Source organism: Herbiconiux aconitum (assembly GCF_024979235.1).
Classification (GTDB): Bacteria; Actinomycetota; Actinomycetes; order Actinomycetales; family Microbacteriaceae; genus Herbiconiux; species Herbiconiux aconitum.
Genome location: NZ_JANLCM010000001.1, coordinates 2,002,833 through 2,015,969, shown reverse-complemented (window position 1 = coordinate 2,015,969; position 13,137 = coordinate 2,002,833). Strand labels below are relative to the sequence as shown.

At 68.4% G+C, this 13,137-nt stretch carries 14 protein-coding genes and 1 tRNA gene; 3 read left to right on the top strand and 12 right to left on the bottom strand.

All coding sequences use genetic code 11. From position 1 onward, the window contains the following. Nucleotides 1–81: 81 nt before the first annotated feature. Nucleotides 82–2,325 (top strand): winged helix-turn-helix domain-containing protein, encoded by a 2,244-nt coding sequence (locus N1027_RS09635; RefSeq protein ID WP_259507249.1) that lies wholly within the window; start codon nucleotides 82–84, stop codon nucleotides 2,323–2,325. Between the two features lie 12 nt (nucleotides 2,326–2,337). Here the strand turns inward: N1027_RS09635 and N1027_RS09630 are convergent, their stop codons facing one another. After that, on the bottom strand, nucleotides 2,338–2,667 hold the full coding sequence (locus tag N1027_RS09630; protein ID WP_259507247.1) for a carboxymuconolactone decarboxylase family protein: 330 nt from the start codon (nucleotides 2,665–2,667) through the stop codon (nucleotides 2,338–2,340). A gap of 49 nt (nucleotides 2,668–2,716) precedes the next feature. Further along, nucleotides 2,717–3,118 (bottom strand): DUF7144 family membrane protein, encoded by a 402-nt coding sequence (locus N1027_RS09625; protein WP_259507246.1) that lies wholly within the window; start codon nucleotides 3,116–3,118, stop codon nucleotides 2,717–2,719. 147 nt (nucleotides 3,119–3,265) lie between these two features. Here N1027_RS09625 and N1027_RS09620 point away from each other — a divergent pair, with 147 nt between their 5' ends. After that, nucleotides 3,266–3,691, top strand: coding sequence for a DUF6325 family protein (locus tag N1027_RS09620; RefSeq protein ID WP_259507245.1), 426 nt, complete (start codon nucleotides 3,266–3,268; stop codon nucleotides 3,689–3,691). Between the two features lie 66 nt (nucleotides 3,692–3,757). Further along, nucleotides 3,758–4,102 (top strand): SHOCT domain-containing protein, encoded by a 345-nt coding sequence (locus N1027_RS09615; protein WP_372499718.1) that lies wholly within the window; start codon nucleotides 3,758–3,760, stop codon nucleotides 4,100–4,102. Nucleotides 4,103–4,133: 31 nt separating this feature from the next. On the opposite strand, the gene N1027_RS09610 is transcribed toward N1027_RS09615, so the two are convergent. From N1027_RS09610 to N1027_RS09565, 10 genes are all read right to left on the bottom strand, one after another. Then, the gene (locus tag N1027_RS09610; RefSeq protein WP_259507241.1) at nucleotides 4,134–4,478 is read right to left on the bottom strand and encodes a hypothetical protein; all 345 of its coding nucleotides are present in this window, start codon (nucleotides 4,476–4,478) and stop codon (nucleotides 4,134–4,136) included. 95 nt (nucleotides 4,479–4,573) lie between these two features. Beyond that, complete coding sequence (locus N1027_RS09605; RefSeq protein ID WP_259507239.1) at nucleotides 4,574–4,978, bottom strand: hypothetical protein; 405 nt, start codon at nucleotides 4,976–4,978, stop codon at nucleotides 4,574–4,576. A gap of 97 nt (nucleotides 4,979–5,075) precedes the next feature. Beyond that, nucleotides 5,076–6,284, bottom strand: a complete 1,209-nt coding sequence (locus N1027_RS09600; RefSeq protein WP_259507238.1) for a serine hydrolase domain-containing protein — start codon at nucleotides 6,282–6,284, stop codon at nucleotides 5,076–5,078. Between the two features lie 48 nt (nucleotides 6,285–6,332). After that, nucleotides 6,333–7,919: an MFS transporter gene (locus N1027_RS09595; protein WP_259507235.1), complete on the bottom strand. Its 1,587-nt coding sequence runs from the start codon at nucleotides 7,917–7,919 to the stop codon at nucleotides 6,333–6,335. Between the two features lie 94 nt (nucleotides 7,920–8,013). Next, nucleotides 8,014–8,538 carry a cell wall-binding repeat-containing protein gene (locus N1027_RS09590; protein ID WP_259507234.1) on the bottom strand — a complete coding sequence of 175 codons (525 nt, stop codon included), beginning with the start codon at nucleotides 8,536–8,538 and terminating at the stop codon, nucleotides 8,014–8,016. A 103-nt stretch (nucleotides 8,539–8,641) separates the two neighbouring features. Then, nucleotides 8,642–8,717: transfer RNA gene (locus tag N1027_RS09585), tRNA-Ala, on the bottom strand. A gap of 29 nt (nucleotides 8,718–8,746) precedes the next feature. Further along, nucleotides 8,747–10,090, bottom strand: a complete 1,344-nt coding sequence (locus tag N1027_RS09580) for an acyltransferase family protein (protein ID WP_259507232.1) — start codon at nucleotides 10,088–10,090, stop codon at nucleotides 8,747–8,749. A 67-nt stretch (nucleotides 10,091–10,157) separates the two neighbouring features. Then, on the bottom strand, nucleotides 10,158–11,039 hold the full coding sequence (locus tag N1027_RS09575) for an SDR family oxidoreductase (RefSeq protein ID WP_259507230.1): 882 nt from the start codon (nucleotides 11,037–11,039) through the stop codon (nucleotides 10,158–10,160). A 142-nt stretch (nucleotides 11,040–11,181) separates the two neighbouring features. Beyond that, nucleotides 11,182–12,156 carry a hypothetical protein gene (locus N1027_RS09570; RefSeq protein WP_259507227.1) on the bottom strand — a complete coding sequence of 325 codons (975 nt, stop codon included), beginning with the start codon at nucleotides 12,154–12,156 and terminating at the stop codon, nucleotides 11,182–11,184. 298 nt (nucleotides 12,157–12,454) lie between these two features. Beyond that, nucleotides 12,455–13,108 carry a GNAT family N-acetyltransferase gene (locus N1027_RS09565; protein WP_259507225.1) on the bottom strand — a complete coding sequence of 218 codons (654 nt, stop codon included), beginning with the start codon at nucleotides 13,106–13,108 and terminating at the stop codon, nucleotides 12,455–12,457. Between the last annotated feature and the right edge of the window lie 29 nt (nucleotides 13,109–13,137).

Below are 13,137 nucleotides of genomic sequence, written 5' to 3'. Positions count from 1 at the left end.
CGATCGGATGAGGTGTGCGGGTTCCCACAGGGCAGCGCCCGACCCCTTGAGTCGGCGGATGCGCGACTCTATGATTCGAGCGTGGCCGAGACGATTCGGGCCGTGCGACCGAGGGCGGGAACTCTCGATCTGCTGCTGCTCGATACCAAACTCGCGATTCCCGCCCCCCGGGACGGATTCGTGAGTCGGGCAAGCCTGATCGACACGGCGCGTGACAGCGGCCGAGCGGTCGTCGCCATCACCGCCCCCTCGGGTTACGGCAAATCGAGCCTTCTTGCCCAGTGGGCCGCGGTCGAAGACCGGCCCGTCGCCTGGGTCTCCCTCGACCGCTTCGACGACGACGCCGCAACCCTGCTCACCCTTCTCGCCTCCGCCTTCGCGCGCGCGACCGGAGCCGATTCGTCGATCGCCGACGACATGCGCGGGCACGGTCCCTCGGTTCTCGGGCGGTCGGCGCCCCGGCTCGCCGCAGCGTTCCGCACTAGTCCGCAGCCGTTCGTGATGATGCTCGACGATCTCCACGAGCTCAACTCACCGGCGTGTCACGACGCACTGACCCTGGTGATCGCAGGCATCCCGCCCGGTTCGCAGTTCGTCGCAGCGAGTCGCGTCGAGCAACCCCACCTCCCGCGGCTGCGCACCTCGGGTGCCACCCTCGAACTCGGCGTCGACGACCTGGCCTTGGACGCCAACGGCGCTCAGCAGATCTTCGCCGAAGCCGACCTGCTGCTTTCTCCGGATCTCGCCGACACCGTCACCGCCCGCACCGAGGGGTGGCCGGTGGGGGTATACCTCGCCGCGAAGATCGCTCATGACGGCGCCGACCTGAGCATCGCCGTCTCCGGCGACGACCGCTACGTCGCCGACTATCTCTATCGGGAATCGCTCTCCGGCCTTCCCGATGACGTGCAGCGGTTCCTTCGCCGCACCGCAGTGCTCGAGAGCTTCTCGGCCGAGCTCTGCGACGGGCTCCTGGATGAGCGTGGCTCGCAGCTACGCCTGCTGGAACTCGAGGCGATGAACGTGTTCCTCGTGCCGCTCGACCGACGCCGCGAGTGGTACCGCTACCATCCGCTCTTCCGCGAGTTCCTGCTCGGCGAACTGCGACGGGTGGAACCGGCGTCGATCCCCGAACTGCACACGCGGGCTGCAGACTGGTACGAGTGCAACGGATCGGCCGCGATGGCGATCGAGCACCTGCTCCAGACCCCGGATGGCGATCGCTGCGTGCGACTGGTCGCCGACGTCGCCCTCGCCACCTACCAGGCGGGCCAGCTGCAGACCGTTCAGCGCTGGATCACGGCACTCGGAGACCGCGCCGTCGCCGCCTACCCGCCGCTCGCGGTGCTGGCGGGCTGGAGTGCGGTGGTGTCCGGGCATCCGGTCACCGCCGATCGCTGGGCGGATGCGCTCGAGGGCTTCTCCTACGACTCACCGCCCGCCGATGGATCGGCTTCGTTCGAATCAGGACGGGCGATGCTCCGCGCCATGATGTGCGCCCACGGCCCGGAACAGGCCATCGCCGATGCCGCGTTCGCGCTGGCGGAGGAGCCCGACTGGAGTGTCTGGCGCGATCAGGCGCTCTGCCTGGCCGCGGAGGGTCAGCTCTTGGCCGGCGATGTCGAAGGAGCGGAAGCGCTGTTCACCGAGGCGTCGGACGTGGCCGTCTCCAACGGCAACCACGACGTGCACGTGCTCGCCGACGCCGAACTCGCTATGGTCGCGATGGACCAGGGACGGTGGGTGGAGGCCGCGGGCCGTATCGACAGCGCCGTCGCATCGATCGCCGAGCACCGCTTGAACGACTACGCCACCGCAGTGCCGGCGTTGGCCGGAGCGGCGCGACTGTCGCTGCATCGCGGCGTACCGACGGTCGAACGCGACCTCGTGCGGGCGATGCGCGCCCGCCAGTTCAGCACCTACGCCGCCCCCACCCTGGCCGTGCGAGCCCGGCTGAGTCTCGCGAAGACCTATTTCGCGGTCGGTGACGGCACGACGTCGCGTCACCTGTTGCGAGAGATCGCCGACATCGAACTCCGGCGGCCGGCGCTCGGCGCGCTCGGCGACGACGTCAGAGCCTTTCGGAGCGTGGTCGACTCCGCCGCACCCGGGGCCGCGAACGGTGTGCCCCCGTTGACCCCCGCGGAACTGCGGCTGCTGCCCTATCTGCAGACCCACCTCACCATGCCCGAGATCGGAGCCCGCCTGTTCGTCTCGCGCAACACGGTGAGCACCGAAGTGGGGTCCATCTACCGCAAGCTCGGTGTCTCGTCGAGGAGCGACGCGGTCGATCGCGCGACGGCCATCGGCCTGATCGGAGGCTGACCGGATGCGGGCTCAGCCGGCCATGTCGTCGAGATCGTAGCCGAGCGCGAGCGCCAACTCCGGCGCCGCGGCCACCACCCGAGGAGTGCCCACCACCGCGCTGATGCCGACCAGCACGTCGACCAACTCGTCGGCCGATGCCCCGGCACTCACCGCGGCATCCGCCTGTTCACCGAACGAGGGTTCCGCCGCCCCGACCGCGACCAGCGCGGCGAGCCGCACCAAGGCCAACGTCTTCGGGTCGAGGGTGGCGGCTTGGAACGACGCCCCGGGGTTACCGTCCACGGCACCGGCCTCGTTGATCGCCAATCGCCGCAGTCGCTCGGTGTAGTCCGTCGTCACCTCGTTCTCCCTCTCTCGCCGGCGAACTACGCCACCGGATTGCGCGCCGTCAGTTCGCCGCGCGGAGCTCGCGACCGTGAGCCGTCAGCGCGTAGATGATGAGCACGTCGATCGCAATGACGAGCACGGCCCACCACGGCTGCGCGGGCAACAGGAACATCTGCACCAGGGCGCTGATCACCGCGAGGATGATGGCCACCACCCGGGCCCACGTCTGGCCTGTGAAGAGAGCGGCTCCGGTCAGCACCATCAGCACACCGATGATGAGCGTCCACCACCCCCAGCCCTGAACGTCGAACAGCAGCAGCGATCCGCCTCCCACCGCGTAATAGGTGTCGGGCCCGATCAGCGCGGCCAGACCCTGGATGACTCCGAAGAATCCGCTGACGATGAGAATCACCCCGGCGAAGAGCGCCCAACCGACCCACCCGGTCACTTTGACATCAGTCATGATCCCAACCTCTTTCCTGGTCGAATCGACTGTGCCTGTTTGAGCACCGGTTCGGCATCATCCGATCAGCATGAGCCGCGTCGGCGGCGACCGCACTAGCGTCGACTCACCGCGATGACGAGCGGCACGACGTGAAAGGACGAAGCCATGACCGATTTCGAATACGGCCCGGTCGAGATCTATCTCATCGGGTTCTCCGGCGAGCGGCCGGGCACCGACGTGGTCGACGCGATCCGGGATCTCGTGCGTGCCGAGACCGTCAATCTGCTCGACCTCTTGTTCGTGACCCGCTCCGACCTGGGCGAGCTCACGGTGCTCGAGATCGAAGAGCTGGCCGACGACTACGGGTTGAACGACCTCGAGGTCGCCGAGATGGGATTGGCCGGTGACGAAGACGTCGAAGACCTCGCCGAGTCGCTCGCGCCGGGCACCTCGGCGGCGATCCTGGTGGTCGAACACGCCTGGGCGCGCGAGTTCGCGCAGGCCCTCGATCGCGCCGGCGGGATGGTGCTGGGTTCGGAGCGGATCCCGGCCCCCGTCGTCAATGAGCTCGTCGCGATGACGAGCGCCTGAGCATCCGGATTCGGTGTTCAGCGAGTCGAGAAGAAGCAGAAGGAGACGACCATGCTCGGTCGGAGGATGAGACGCGGTGGACTGATCCGCGCGGCGGCGACGACGGCGGTCGTCGCAGGAACGGCGACTGCGGTGTCGGGCGGGATGCGCTCCCGCCGTGACGCGAAAGATCAGCAGGCCGCGGAGGCGGCCGCCTACGAGCAGGAGCAGCAGCAGGCCCAGATGGATGCCGCTGCGCAGCAGGCGGTGGCGGCTCAGCAGGCGGCGGCCCCGGTGGCCGCACCGGTCGCTGCGGCGCCGGCCGCGGGTGGTGATCTCATGGCTCAGCTCCAGCAGCTGGCCGATCTGCACACCCAGGGCATCCTGTCCGACGACGAGTTCGCGGCGGGCAAGGCGAAGCTGCTCGGCTGAGTGTGTCAGCCTTCGCCGCGAAGCGAGACTGTCAGACCGTGGCGAGGAAGATGAACTGCGCCGCCAGCACGGCCAGCACCACGGCACCCAGAACGATGCCGATGAGCGGCACACGACTTGCGGCGCGGCGACTCACTATGCCCATGATCAGCACGACCACCGCCGGGATCAGGTTGAGGATCGACGCGATGACCGAGAACGCGAAATACCAACCGAACTCCTCGGTGTCGACGGAGGCCAGCGTCACGAACAACAGGATGAGTGTGACGATGAGCCCGACTGCGGCGAGCGCCGCGAAGACGATCGTCGTGACCTTCACACCGGAAGAGAGCGCGGGCCGGTTGAGCGGGGTCGAGGACAGTGTGGCTGAGGACATGGTCCCGACCTTACGGCCCGGGTGCCGTGAGCGGCAGCCCGCGTTCGGGGTGGGTGTCGAACGATCACGCAGCCGCCGGACGGTGTGACGGTCGGTCAGCCCTGCTGGCCGTGCCGCAGCAGGCTGGGCCTCAGCCGCACCCAGACCAGGCTGATCAGGTCGTGCGAGAAGTCGATCGTGATGGCGGCGGTCACCTCTCCGGCGCGCTCGAGCACGAGACCGGCCTGGCTGTTCACGGGTCGCTCGGAGATGACGAGGTTCGGGTCGGTGGCCATCCCGTGACGGAGCACCGTGACGGCCTCGTGCGCGCCCTTCACCACTGCGATGGTGGGATTCTCGGCATCGGCCGACTCGACAACCACGGCGACATCGGGGTCGAGCAGGGTCGCCAGCCGGGTGTCGTCACCCCGCTCCGCCGCGACACGGAACGTATGCACCGAGCGCACGTGCGACGGGCGCGCCAGCCATTCCCAGGTGGCGGTCCACAACGCCTTCTTCATCATCTCGCCCTTCCGTCATGACGCCCGGCTCGGTGCGGGGTCTACTCGTTAAGACAAGTGACGGGGCAGAAATGTGACGCCGACGTCTCCCTCGGCGTCACCCTTCGAGCGAATGCTCCGGTGACACGACGCCGGTGAACGCGCGGAAGATGTCGGTCGCGGTGGTCGCGGATGGGTCGGTGGCCTTCGAGGGCGTGGTGTAGACCACCATCGTCCACCCCTCTTCCGGCAGGGTGCCGCCGGCACCGCTGTACCCGGGGATGGTCGGATTCAGGAACATCCATTCCTTCACCACCAGGAACCCCATCGCCCAGTACTGGTCGGGCTTGTTCGTGCCGATGCCCACGGTCGTCGGGGCCCACTGGATGTCGTGGTACTCGCTCGAGAGCAACTCGCCCGAGGCGAGCGCGTCGAGGAAGGTGCCGACATCCTGGGCGTTGCTGCCGACGCCCCCGGCGAAGTGCGCCCACGTGGGGCTCCAGCCCGTGACGTTCTCCCACACACCGCGTTCGCCGTCGTAGCCCTGGAGAATGGGCTGCTTCCAGTTCCCGTCGCGGGTGAGCGTGGTGTCGTGCATGCCGAGCGGATCGACCACGCCGTCCTGGATCAGCTTCTCGACCGGCGTGCCGGTAGCCAGCGCGAGGATGCCCACGAGCACGGCCGAATTCGTGTCGGAGAACTGCCAGTCGGAACCTGGTGGGAAGACGGGGCCGCCCGCCGTGCCGATCGCGATGATGTCGTCGACGGTCCACACCCGGAACGGATCGGCGTAGAGGTCGGCGAGGAAGTCGGCCTGCCCCGTGAACTGCGAGTATCCGGCGGTGTTGTGGAGCAGCATCTCCACCGTGATGATGTCGGCGTCGGGGAGATCCGGGTACCACTTCGACACCGTGTCGTCGAGCGAGATCACGCCGGCCTCGACCTGCTGCAGGAACGCCGTCGTCAGCATCGGCGTCGTCAGGTTGCCGAGCATGTGGTGCATGTCGGGCGTGGCCGGCACACCGGGCATCGAGTCGCCCAGGGCGCCGAACAGCAGAGGCTCGCCGTCGTGCCAGACTCCGGCGATGACGGCCGAGAGCTTGTCGTCGTCGAACCGCGAGTGCAGGATGTCGGCCAGAGCTTCGGATGTCTCGTCGCCGGAGAGACAGAGCTCGTCGCGCACGCGAGTTCCGGCCGGGCACCGTTCGGCGGCGGCCAAGGCCGCTGAATCCGTTGTCGATGCCGGAGTCGGCGTCGACTCCGTGGCCGTGCATCCTGTCAGCAGCAGCGCGCACCCCAGTGCGACGGCGATCCCCCTCGATCTCATACCGCTCACTGTAGTGAACTCGGTCAGGGATGTGGTGCCGGGGCGCCGTCACGCCGCCAGAACACCCTCCCCGGTGCCGCTTGACTTCGGGTCGGGTAGTCGACGCATCCGGAATCCGTTGAGCAATCCGACCCCACCGGCCAGGATCGGGATCAACAGAGCGATCTGCAGAGCGATCGGCCGCGCTTCGGTGTTGATGCGGATGATCTCAGCCTTGATGTCGTCGGGTTGGCCGACGAGAAGGTCGGCCAGGGCAGCGTTGGAGAGGATCTCGGCGTCTTCTTCCAGCACCTGCGCGACCTGTTGCTTCTCGTCGGAAGGCAGCACCTCGCTGTCCATCGCCAGCGAGGTGAAGATCAGCGAGAGTGAGGCGAGCATGATCGCGCCGGCGAAGGCGAGACCGAACGACAGTCCGAACGAACCGGCGGCCGAATTCACGCCCGCCGCCTCGCTGACCCGCTCATCCGAGACCGGAGACAGGGTGTAGTTGTTCAGTTGCGACACCAGCAGCCCGAGCCCCGCCCCCGAGACGATCAGCGGGCCGAGGAGCCACCACCCGGAATCCGCCCGCGGCACCAGCGGGATGAGGATGACGAGGCCCACCGTGAGGAGCAGGAACCCCCAGAGGATGAGGGTGGCCGGTCGGCGCCGGCCCACGCGTTTTCCGGCCAGCAGCGCGACGCCGAACATGCTCAGCGACAGCGGCGCGATCGACAAGCCCGCTTGGAGCGCGTTGTAGCCGAGCACCATCTGCAGATAGATGGGCAGCACGATCATGGTGCCCCCGAGCGCGATCTGCTGCATCGTCTGCCCGGTCACGCCCAGCCGGAACAGCTTCGACCGGAACAGGTCCGGATCGATCAAGGTCGCCTTCGACCGGCGCTTGCGTCGGATCAACCAGTAGGCCAACCCGCCGAGCCCGATCGCGCCGACGGCGAGCAGAACGCCGACGGCTCCTCCGCCCTCCTGCCAGACGAGGATGCCCACGACGATTCCGCCCATACCCACGACCGAGAGCAGGGCGCCCACCACGTCGACCTGCCGGGAGCCGGTGTAAGGAACGTCGTGCACCAGCTTGATGCCGATCAGCACGACGGCGATCACCAGCGCCTCCAGAGCGAACGCGACCCGCCACGACAGGAACGTGGTGATGAAGCCCCCGATCAGCGGCCCGACCGCGGCCGCGATCGCTGCCGAGGCGCCGACCGTCGCGTAGACCCTGGCCTGCGCGGCCCCCTCGAAGTTGCCGTGGATGAGGGATTGCATCGAGGGCAGCAACAGCGAGGCCCCGATGCCGCCGATCACGGCCCAGAACACGATGACGGGCAGGAGCGACTGGGCCAGTGTCATCGCCACAGCCCCCGCCGCGTAGCAGAGCAGACCGATGATGTAGGCGAGCTTGCGCCCGATGAGGTCGCCCACCTTGCTGCCGATGAGGATGAACGCGGCCGAGACGAGCGCTTCGAGCGCGATCGCCGACTGCACCCCACTGACCGTCGAGTCGATGTCTCGCACCACGGCGGAGATCGAGACGTTCATGATCGATGTGTCGACCACGAGCACGAACATCGCCATGGCCAACAGCAGCGCCAGCTTGCCGTTGAACCGCACTGGAACCGCGCCAGGCGTGCTCATACCGGTGAGGGTAGGCAGGCAGAGAAGAAGCACGCATCACGTCGAACGGATGAGTTCAGGTGCTCCCCGTCTCGCCCGCGCCCGCGGGAATCCCTTAGCGCACGGCGAAGCCGATACTGCCCGTCGCGAGGAAGATGTCGTCGGAGTCGCCGGCGCACGTGGTCGCCTCGGCACCCGGAGCGATGTCACAGAAGGCGTAGTCGACCACGTTCCGCGACACCTCGTAGCGATCCGCACCCGCCAGACGCACGGTCGCGGGCTGCAGCGTCGCGAGCTGGTTGTAGACGCCGGCGGAGACGGTGTTGACACCGCCCACCACGACGATCCTCTGCGGCTGGAGGGCAACGATCGCCTGACGCGTGATCTCGGGGATGCTGTCCCGCGAGACGAGCAGGAGCGCGCCACCCGGATGGGCCGCGGCCGGGCCGGCGCTCAAGGCGTCGGGGTAGTTCTCGCCGCTCGCGATGTACAGCACCGGCACCACGTCGCCGACGCTGTCCATCGTGACGTTGACCGCCACTTCGTATCGGTCGGCGCCCTCGTACTGGTAGACCTTGTAGGTCTTGCCGTCGGATTTCAGCAGCTCCGTGGCGCCGGTCGCCGGCGCTTCGCCGGGCACCGGGGCAGCCGTGCGGCGCCGGGGTGCGGTGGATCGATGGGAAACACCTCGACGAGCGCAGAAAACGAAAGCCCCCGGATCACCGATCCGAGGGCTTTCGTGGTGGTGGAGCTACGGGGATTCGAACCCCGGACCTTCTCATTGCGAACGAGACGCGCTACCAACTGCGCCATAGCCCCGCTGACGCTTTCGCGACAACCCAGACAGTTTACGACGAAAAAGCTGCCGAACGCGAACTGGGCGACGGGCGCCCCGCGGGCCACCGTCCGAGCAGCAGGATCGCGGCCGACAGCAGCACGCTGCCGATGATCGCGATGGGCAGATCCATGAAGAATTCCATCACGAGGAACGGCGGCACGAAGGCCAGCACGGTCGCGAGCGCCACCACGCCGGTCGGCGGAGTCACGCCCACTTCGCGTGGCGCCTCGAAGCGTCCGACCAGGAACGACAACCCGAACACGGCGGCCATCACCAGCACGAACATCACGGGCCTCGTCCACCACCAGGCCAGGCTCGCGGGGGCGGGGCTCGCCCCGGGGATCAGCAGCGCCACCCCGGAGAGGATCAGAATCACCGGCAGGTGCCAGAGATAGATCGTCATGAGCCGCGAACCGATCACGAACACGAACGCCCGCGCCGCGTGCGTGTTCATGAGCTTCGCGAGCGCCGGCCGCAACAGCTTCAGGATGCACGCCTGCGCCACCGCGAGAGCCACCAGCGGCAGCGTGGGCGGGTTGAGATTGGTGAGCATGTCGTCGGCGTAAGGCCCCCACAAAGTCATCGGCACGAGGCTTGCGTAGGCCACCAGGGCGATCGCCACGAGCGTCCACCAGCGGCGCGCGGCGAACCAGCCGTCGGCATACCAGAAGCCGAGCTGCTGCACGAGCAACCAGACGAAGAAGAGATTGGCGAGCCCGATCTGGTCGATCCCTGTGCCGAAGCGCAGCGCATCCACGACGATGGCGCCGGCCAGCAACACCAAAAGGGTCGCCCGTGGCGCCCGCAGGTGCCACGACACCATCAGCGGCACGAGCGCCTGGCAGAGCGTGTACGCCGCGAGGAACCACAGCGGGGAGGCGGCGCCCACCACGGCGAGGTCGACGAGTTGCGGATCGATGCCGACGACGCGTGCGCCACCGATCACGACCGCGTAGAACACGAACAGCGGGAGCGCCGGCTGGGCGAGCCGCAACACGCGGTTACGCACGTAGTCGCCCGCGGTGCCACCGCGCCGGGTGAGACTGCGCCACGCAGTGATGGCCGCGAAGCCGCCCACCACGAAGAACAGCGGCATGATCTGCCCGGCCCAGGTAACGGGCGCGAACCACCACTGCGACTCGAGCGGCCGCGACACCTCGACGGCGCCGTCGGGCCCGAAGCCGACACCCACCATCAGCAGGTGGATGACCACCACGAGCAGCACGCAGAACACCCGCGCCAGGTCGAGGGTGAGATCACGCTTCGAGAGATCGATCGACGAGGCGCTCGCGGCGGCGCGCGACGTCTCCCTGAGGGGTGGTGCCGGCATCCGGATCGCAGCGTCGTCGCTCATGCAGTCATCATAGGAAGATGACTCATGTCTGCACCGGCATATGTCGGCGCGGGGGCGGATCGCCCGCTCAGAGCGGCTTCCCGCCGGTGACCGGAACGATGGCGCCCGACACGTAGGAGGCCTCGGGTGAGGCGAGGAAGACGTAGGCCGGCGCGAGCTCGGCAGGCTGCGCCGCGCGGCCGAGCGGGGTGTCCTGCCCGAAGGTGGGGAGCTTGTCGGGCCAGGAGGTGGCCGGAATCAGCGGCGTCCAGACCGGGCCGGGCGCCACGGCGTTCACGCGGATGCCCCGGGTGCCGAGTTGCTGGGCCAGCGCTTTCACGAAGGCCACCTGCGCCGCCTTCGTCATCGCGTAGTCGATCAGGGCGGGCGACGGCTGGAAGGCCTGGATCGACGACGTGACGATGATCGACGCACCCGGCTTCAGGTGCGGAATGGCTGTGCGCGCCATCCACATGATCGAGTAGAGGTTGGTCTTGAAGACCCGGTCGAATTCCTCGGTGGGCACGTTCTCGAGGCCGTCGCGGTTCTCCTGGTAGGCGGCGTTCAGCACGAGGATGTCGAGACCGCCGAACTCGGCGACCGTGCGGTCGATGAGGCCGGTCGAGTAGTCCTCGTCCTGGGCGTCGCCGGGCAGCAGCAGGGCTCGACGCTCGGTGGCACGGATCCAGCGGGCGGTGTCGTCGGCATCCTCCTGCTCCTCGGGCAGGTAGGAGATGGCGACGTCGGCGCCTTCGCGCGCGTAGGCGATGGCGACCGCTCGGCCGATGCCGGAGTCGCCGCCCGTGATGAGAGCGCGCCGCCCGTGCAGGCGACCGGTGCCGACATAGCTCTCTTCGCCGTGATCGGGGCGCGGGTCGGTCTTGCCGATCAATCCCGGCTGGTCCTGCTGTTGTTTGGGAAACCCCTCGGCGGAGTACTTCGTCACCGGATTCTCGTCGACCTCGCCCATGGTCACCCCTCTCGCTCGGATGCCCCTTCCACGCTACGCCGCCCCTCCCCCGTCGGCAACGGGTGGGCACCCGCGCCGAATCGCCAAGACACGCCGCTACCGGCCGCCGGATTCCGACAAGAATTGGCGAATCGACGAGAGGTCAGCCGGCGCGGCGGCGGGCCAGCACGGCATCGAGGTCGAGGTGCGACGCGGTGTCGTCGTCGACGATGCCCATGCGGGCGAAGCGCGATGGAGCGGGCGGCGCCACCGGCTCGACCTCGCGCGCGACGGGCAACTCGGCCACCGTCTCGTGCTCGGCGGCGAGGCGGGAGCGCAGTGCGTCCTCGGCCTCGGCAGCGGCGCGGAGGAGTGACTCGCGGTGCTGGTCGTCGACAGCCGCCGGAACGGGTGATTCGACCATCGCGATCGCTGCGACTCCCGTTTCGAACTCGTCCGGCTCGAAGGTCGCATCCTCGAGCCCGAGCGGGGCAGCGGATGCGCGGCCCAGGTAGAGCGGGCGCGGCACCGACACGGGAACCCAGCCGCTGTCCGGCACCGTGGATTCTTCGACCGCGACATCCGCGGCGTCATCGACATCGGAGACGTCACCCTCGGCATGGTCGACGAACTCCTGCGCGACGAGCGCGACGACCGGCCGCGGCAGGCGCAGTCCGCGGCTCGCTCGCGCGAGCTTCACGAGCACGGTGATGCTCACGACGGAGGCGATGACGCCGGCGACCAGGATGATCCAGGCCCCGGTGTAGACGGCCTGCATGCCGCCCAGCACGGCCACCGCGACCGACAGCGCGAGCACGCCCGCGGTGATGGCCCGGGAGCGGCGCAGCCGGTCGGCGGTGCGAACGGCCGCGGGAATGGCAGCCGCTTCCCGCTCGACGGCACGGTGCTTCAGGATGCGTTCCTGCTCGGCGATGCTGCGCGCGCTCGCCTCGATGCGCACCTCTTCGGGCACTTCGGAGGTCTCGGCGAGAATGCGCAAGGTCTGCTGCAACCGCACGGCGTTGCGCTCGGTCGCGAGGTATTGCCGCGAACGGGACCACGAGGGAATGAGGTAGGCGAGCCACAGAATCGCCGCGAGGGCGATCATGAAGCCTCCGCCGAGCCATTCTGTGGTCATGCCCCTACGGTAGGGGCGATGAGCCGCGGCAGGCTGGCACAGGTGGCGCGTGTTGGGGTTCTGGTGGCGAAGTTGGCACGAGCTACCCCTAGGGCACGAGAGTGGAAGCCGCGGGCCGCGCTCGACGACCCAGGGTGAGCGCGAGGCCGCGTCAGCGACCTCACGCGAACATGTCGCCTCGCGCCGCAGCAGCGGCGGCGCGAGCAGCGAGCGACGCGACAGCCGCAGGCCGGCGCATCGCGGAGAATGTGGCGAGGCGGTACCCGCGATTCCACAGGCAATCCGGCAGTACCCGCTTCTACCGCGGTTGCACCGGCAGGGGCCGCAGCGCCGCGATGCGCTCCGCCTCGGGCACCGCACCGTCGCCCACCGGCACCCGGCCCTCGCGCCAACGGCGCAGCACGCCGACGGGCAGCTCCTCGCGCACCAGGGCGAAGCAGAAGTGGTCGCGCCAGTCGCCGTTGATGTGGATGTACCGCCGCCGCAACCCCTCGTAGCGGAAGCCCAGCTTCTCGACCACGCGCAGGCTCGGCGCGTTCTCCGGACGGATGCAGATCTCGATCCTGTGCAGGCCCACCGAGTAGAAGCAGTAGTCCGCCGCGAGCGCCACCCCGACGGGCGTGATGTTCTTGCCGGCGAACCGCTCCGACACCCAATACCCGATCGATGCCGACGCCACCGAGCCGTAGCTGATCGACGAGACGTTCAGCTGCCCGGCGAGCTCTCCGTCGTACTCGAGGATGAACGGCAGTCCGAGCCCCGCCCGGGCGTTCGACTGCAACGAGCGGATGCTCGCCCGGGTGTCGAACGACATCGGCCCGTTCGGGTTCGTCGCCTCCCACTTGCGCAGCCACGAACGGTTCTCGATGAGTTCGCGTTCGAGCGGCTTGGCATCGCGCACGCGAATCGGCCGAATCGCGATCGGACCCTCGGAGAGTGTGGGCACAAACATTTGCTCGAACACTACCGCGTCACGAGGTG

What these genes read in the sequence shown, in the direction of transcription:
- N1027_RS09565 (WP_259507225.1), bottom strand. Translation starts at nt 13,108, where the DNA reads ATGTTTGTGCCCACACTCTCCGAGGGTCCGATCGCGATTCGGCCGATT.
- N1027_RS09600 (WP_259507238.1), bottom strand. Translation starts at nt 6,284, where the DNA reads ATGAGATCGAGGGGGATCGCCGTCGCACTGGGGTGCGCGCTGCTGCTG.
- N1027_RS09625 (WP_259507246.1), bottom strand. Translation starts at nt 3,118, where the DNA reads ATGACTGATGTCAAAGTGACCGGGTGGGTCGGTTGGGCGCTCTTCGCC.
- N1027_RS09605 (WP_259507239.1), bottom strand. Translation starts at nt 4,978, where the DNA reads ATGAAGAAGGCGTTGTGGACCGCCACCTGGGAATGGCTGGCGCGCCCG.
- N1027_RS09570 (WP_259507227.1), bottom strand. Translation starts at nt 12,156, where the DNA reads ATGACCACAGAATGGCTCGGCGGAGGCTTCATGATCGCCCTCGCGGCG.
- N1027_RS09610 (WP_259507241.1), bottom strand. Translation starts at nt 4,478, where the DNA reads ATGTCCTCAGCCACACTGTCCTCGACCCCGCTCAACCGGCCCGCGCTC.
- N1027_RS09615 (WP_372499718.1), top strand. Translation starts at nt 3,758, where the DNA reads ATGAGACGCGGTGGACTGATCCGCGCGGCGGCGACGACGGCGGTCGTC.
- N1027_RS09620 (WP_259507245.1), top strand. Translation starts at nt 3,266, where the DNA reads ATGACCGATTTCGAATACGGCCCGGTCGAGATCTATCTCATCGGGTTC.
- N1027_RS09575 (WP_259507230.1), bottom strand. Translation starts at nt 11,039, where the DNA reads ATGGGCGAGGTCGACGAGAATCCGGTGACGAAGTACTCCGCCGAGGGG.
- N1027_RS09580 (WP_259507232.1), bottom strand. Translation starts at nt 10,090, where the DNA reads ATGAGCGACGACGCTGCGATCCGGATGCCGGCACCACCCCTCAGGGAG.
- N1027_RS09595 (WP_259507235.1), bottom strand. Translation starts at nt 7,919, where the DNA reads ATGAGCACGCCTGGCGCGGTTCCAGTGCGGTTCAACGGCAAGCTGGCG.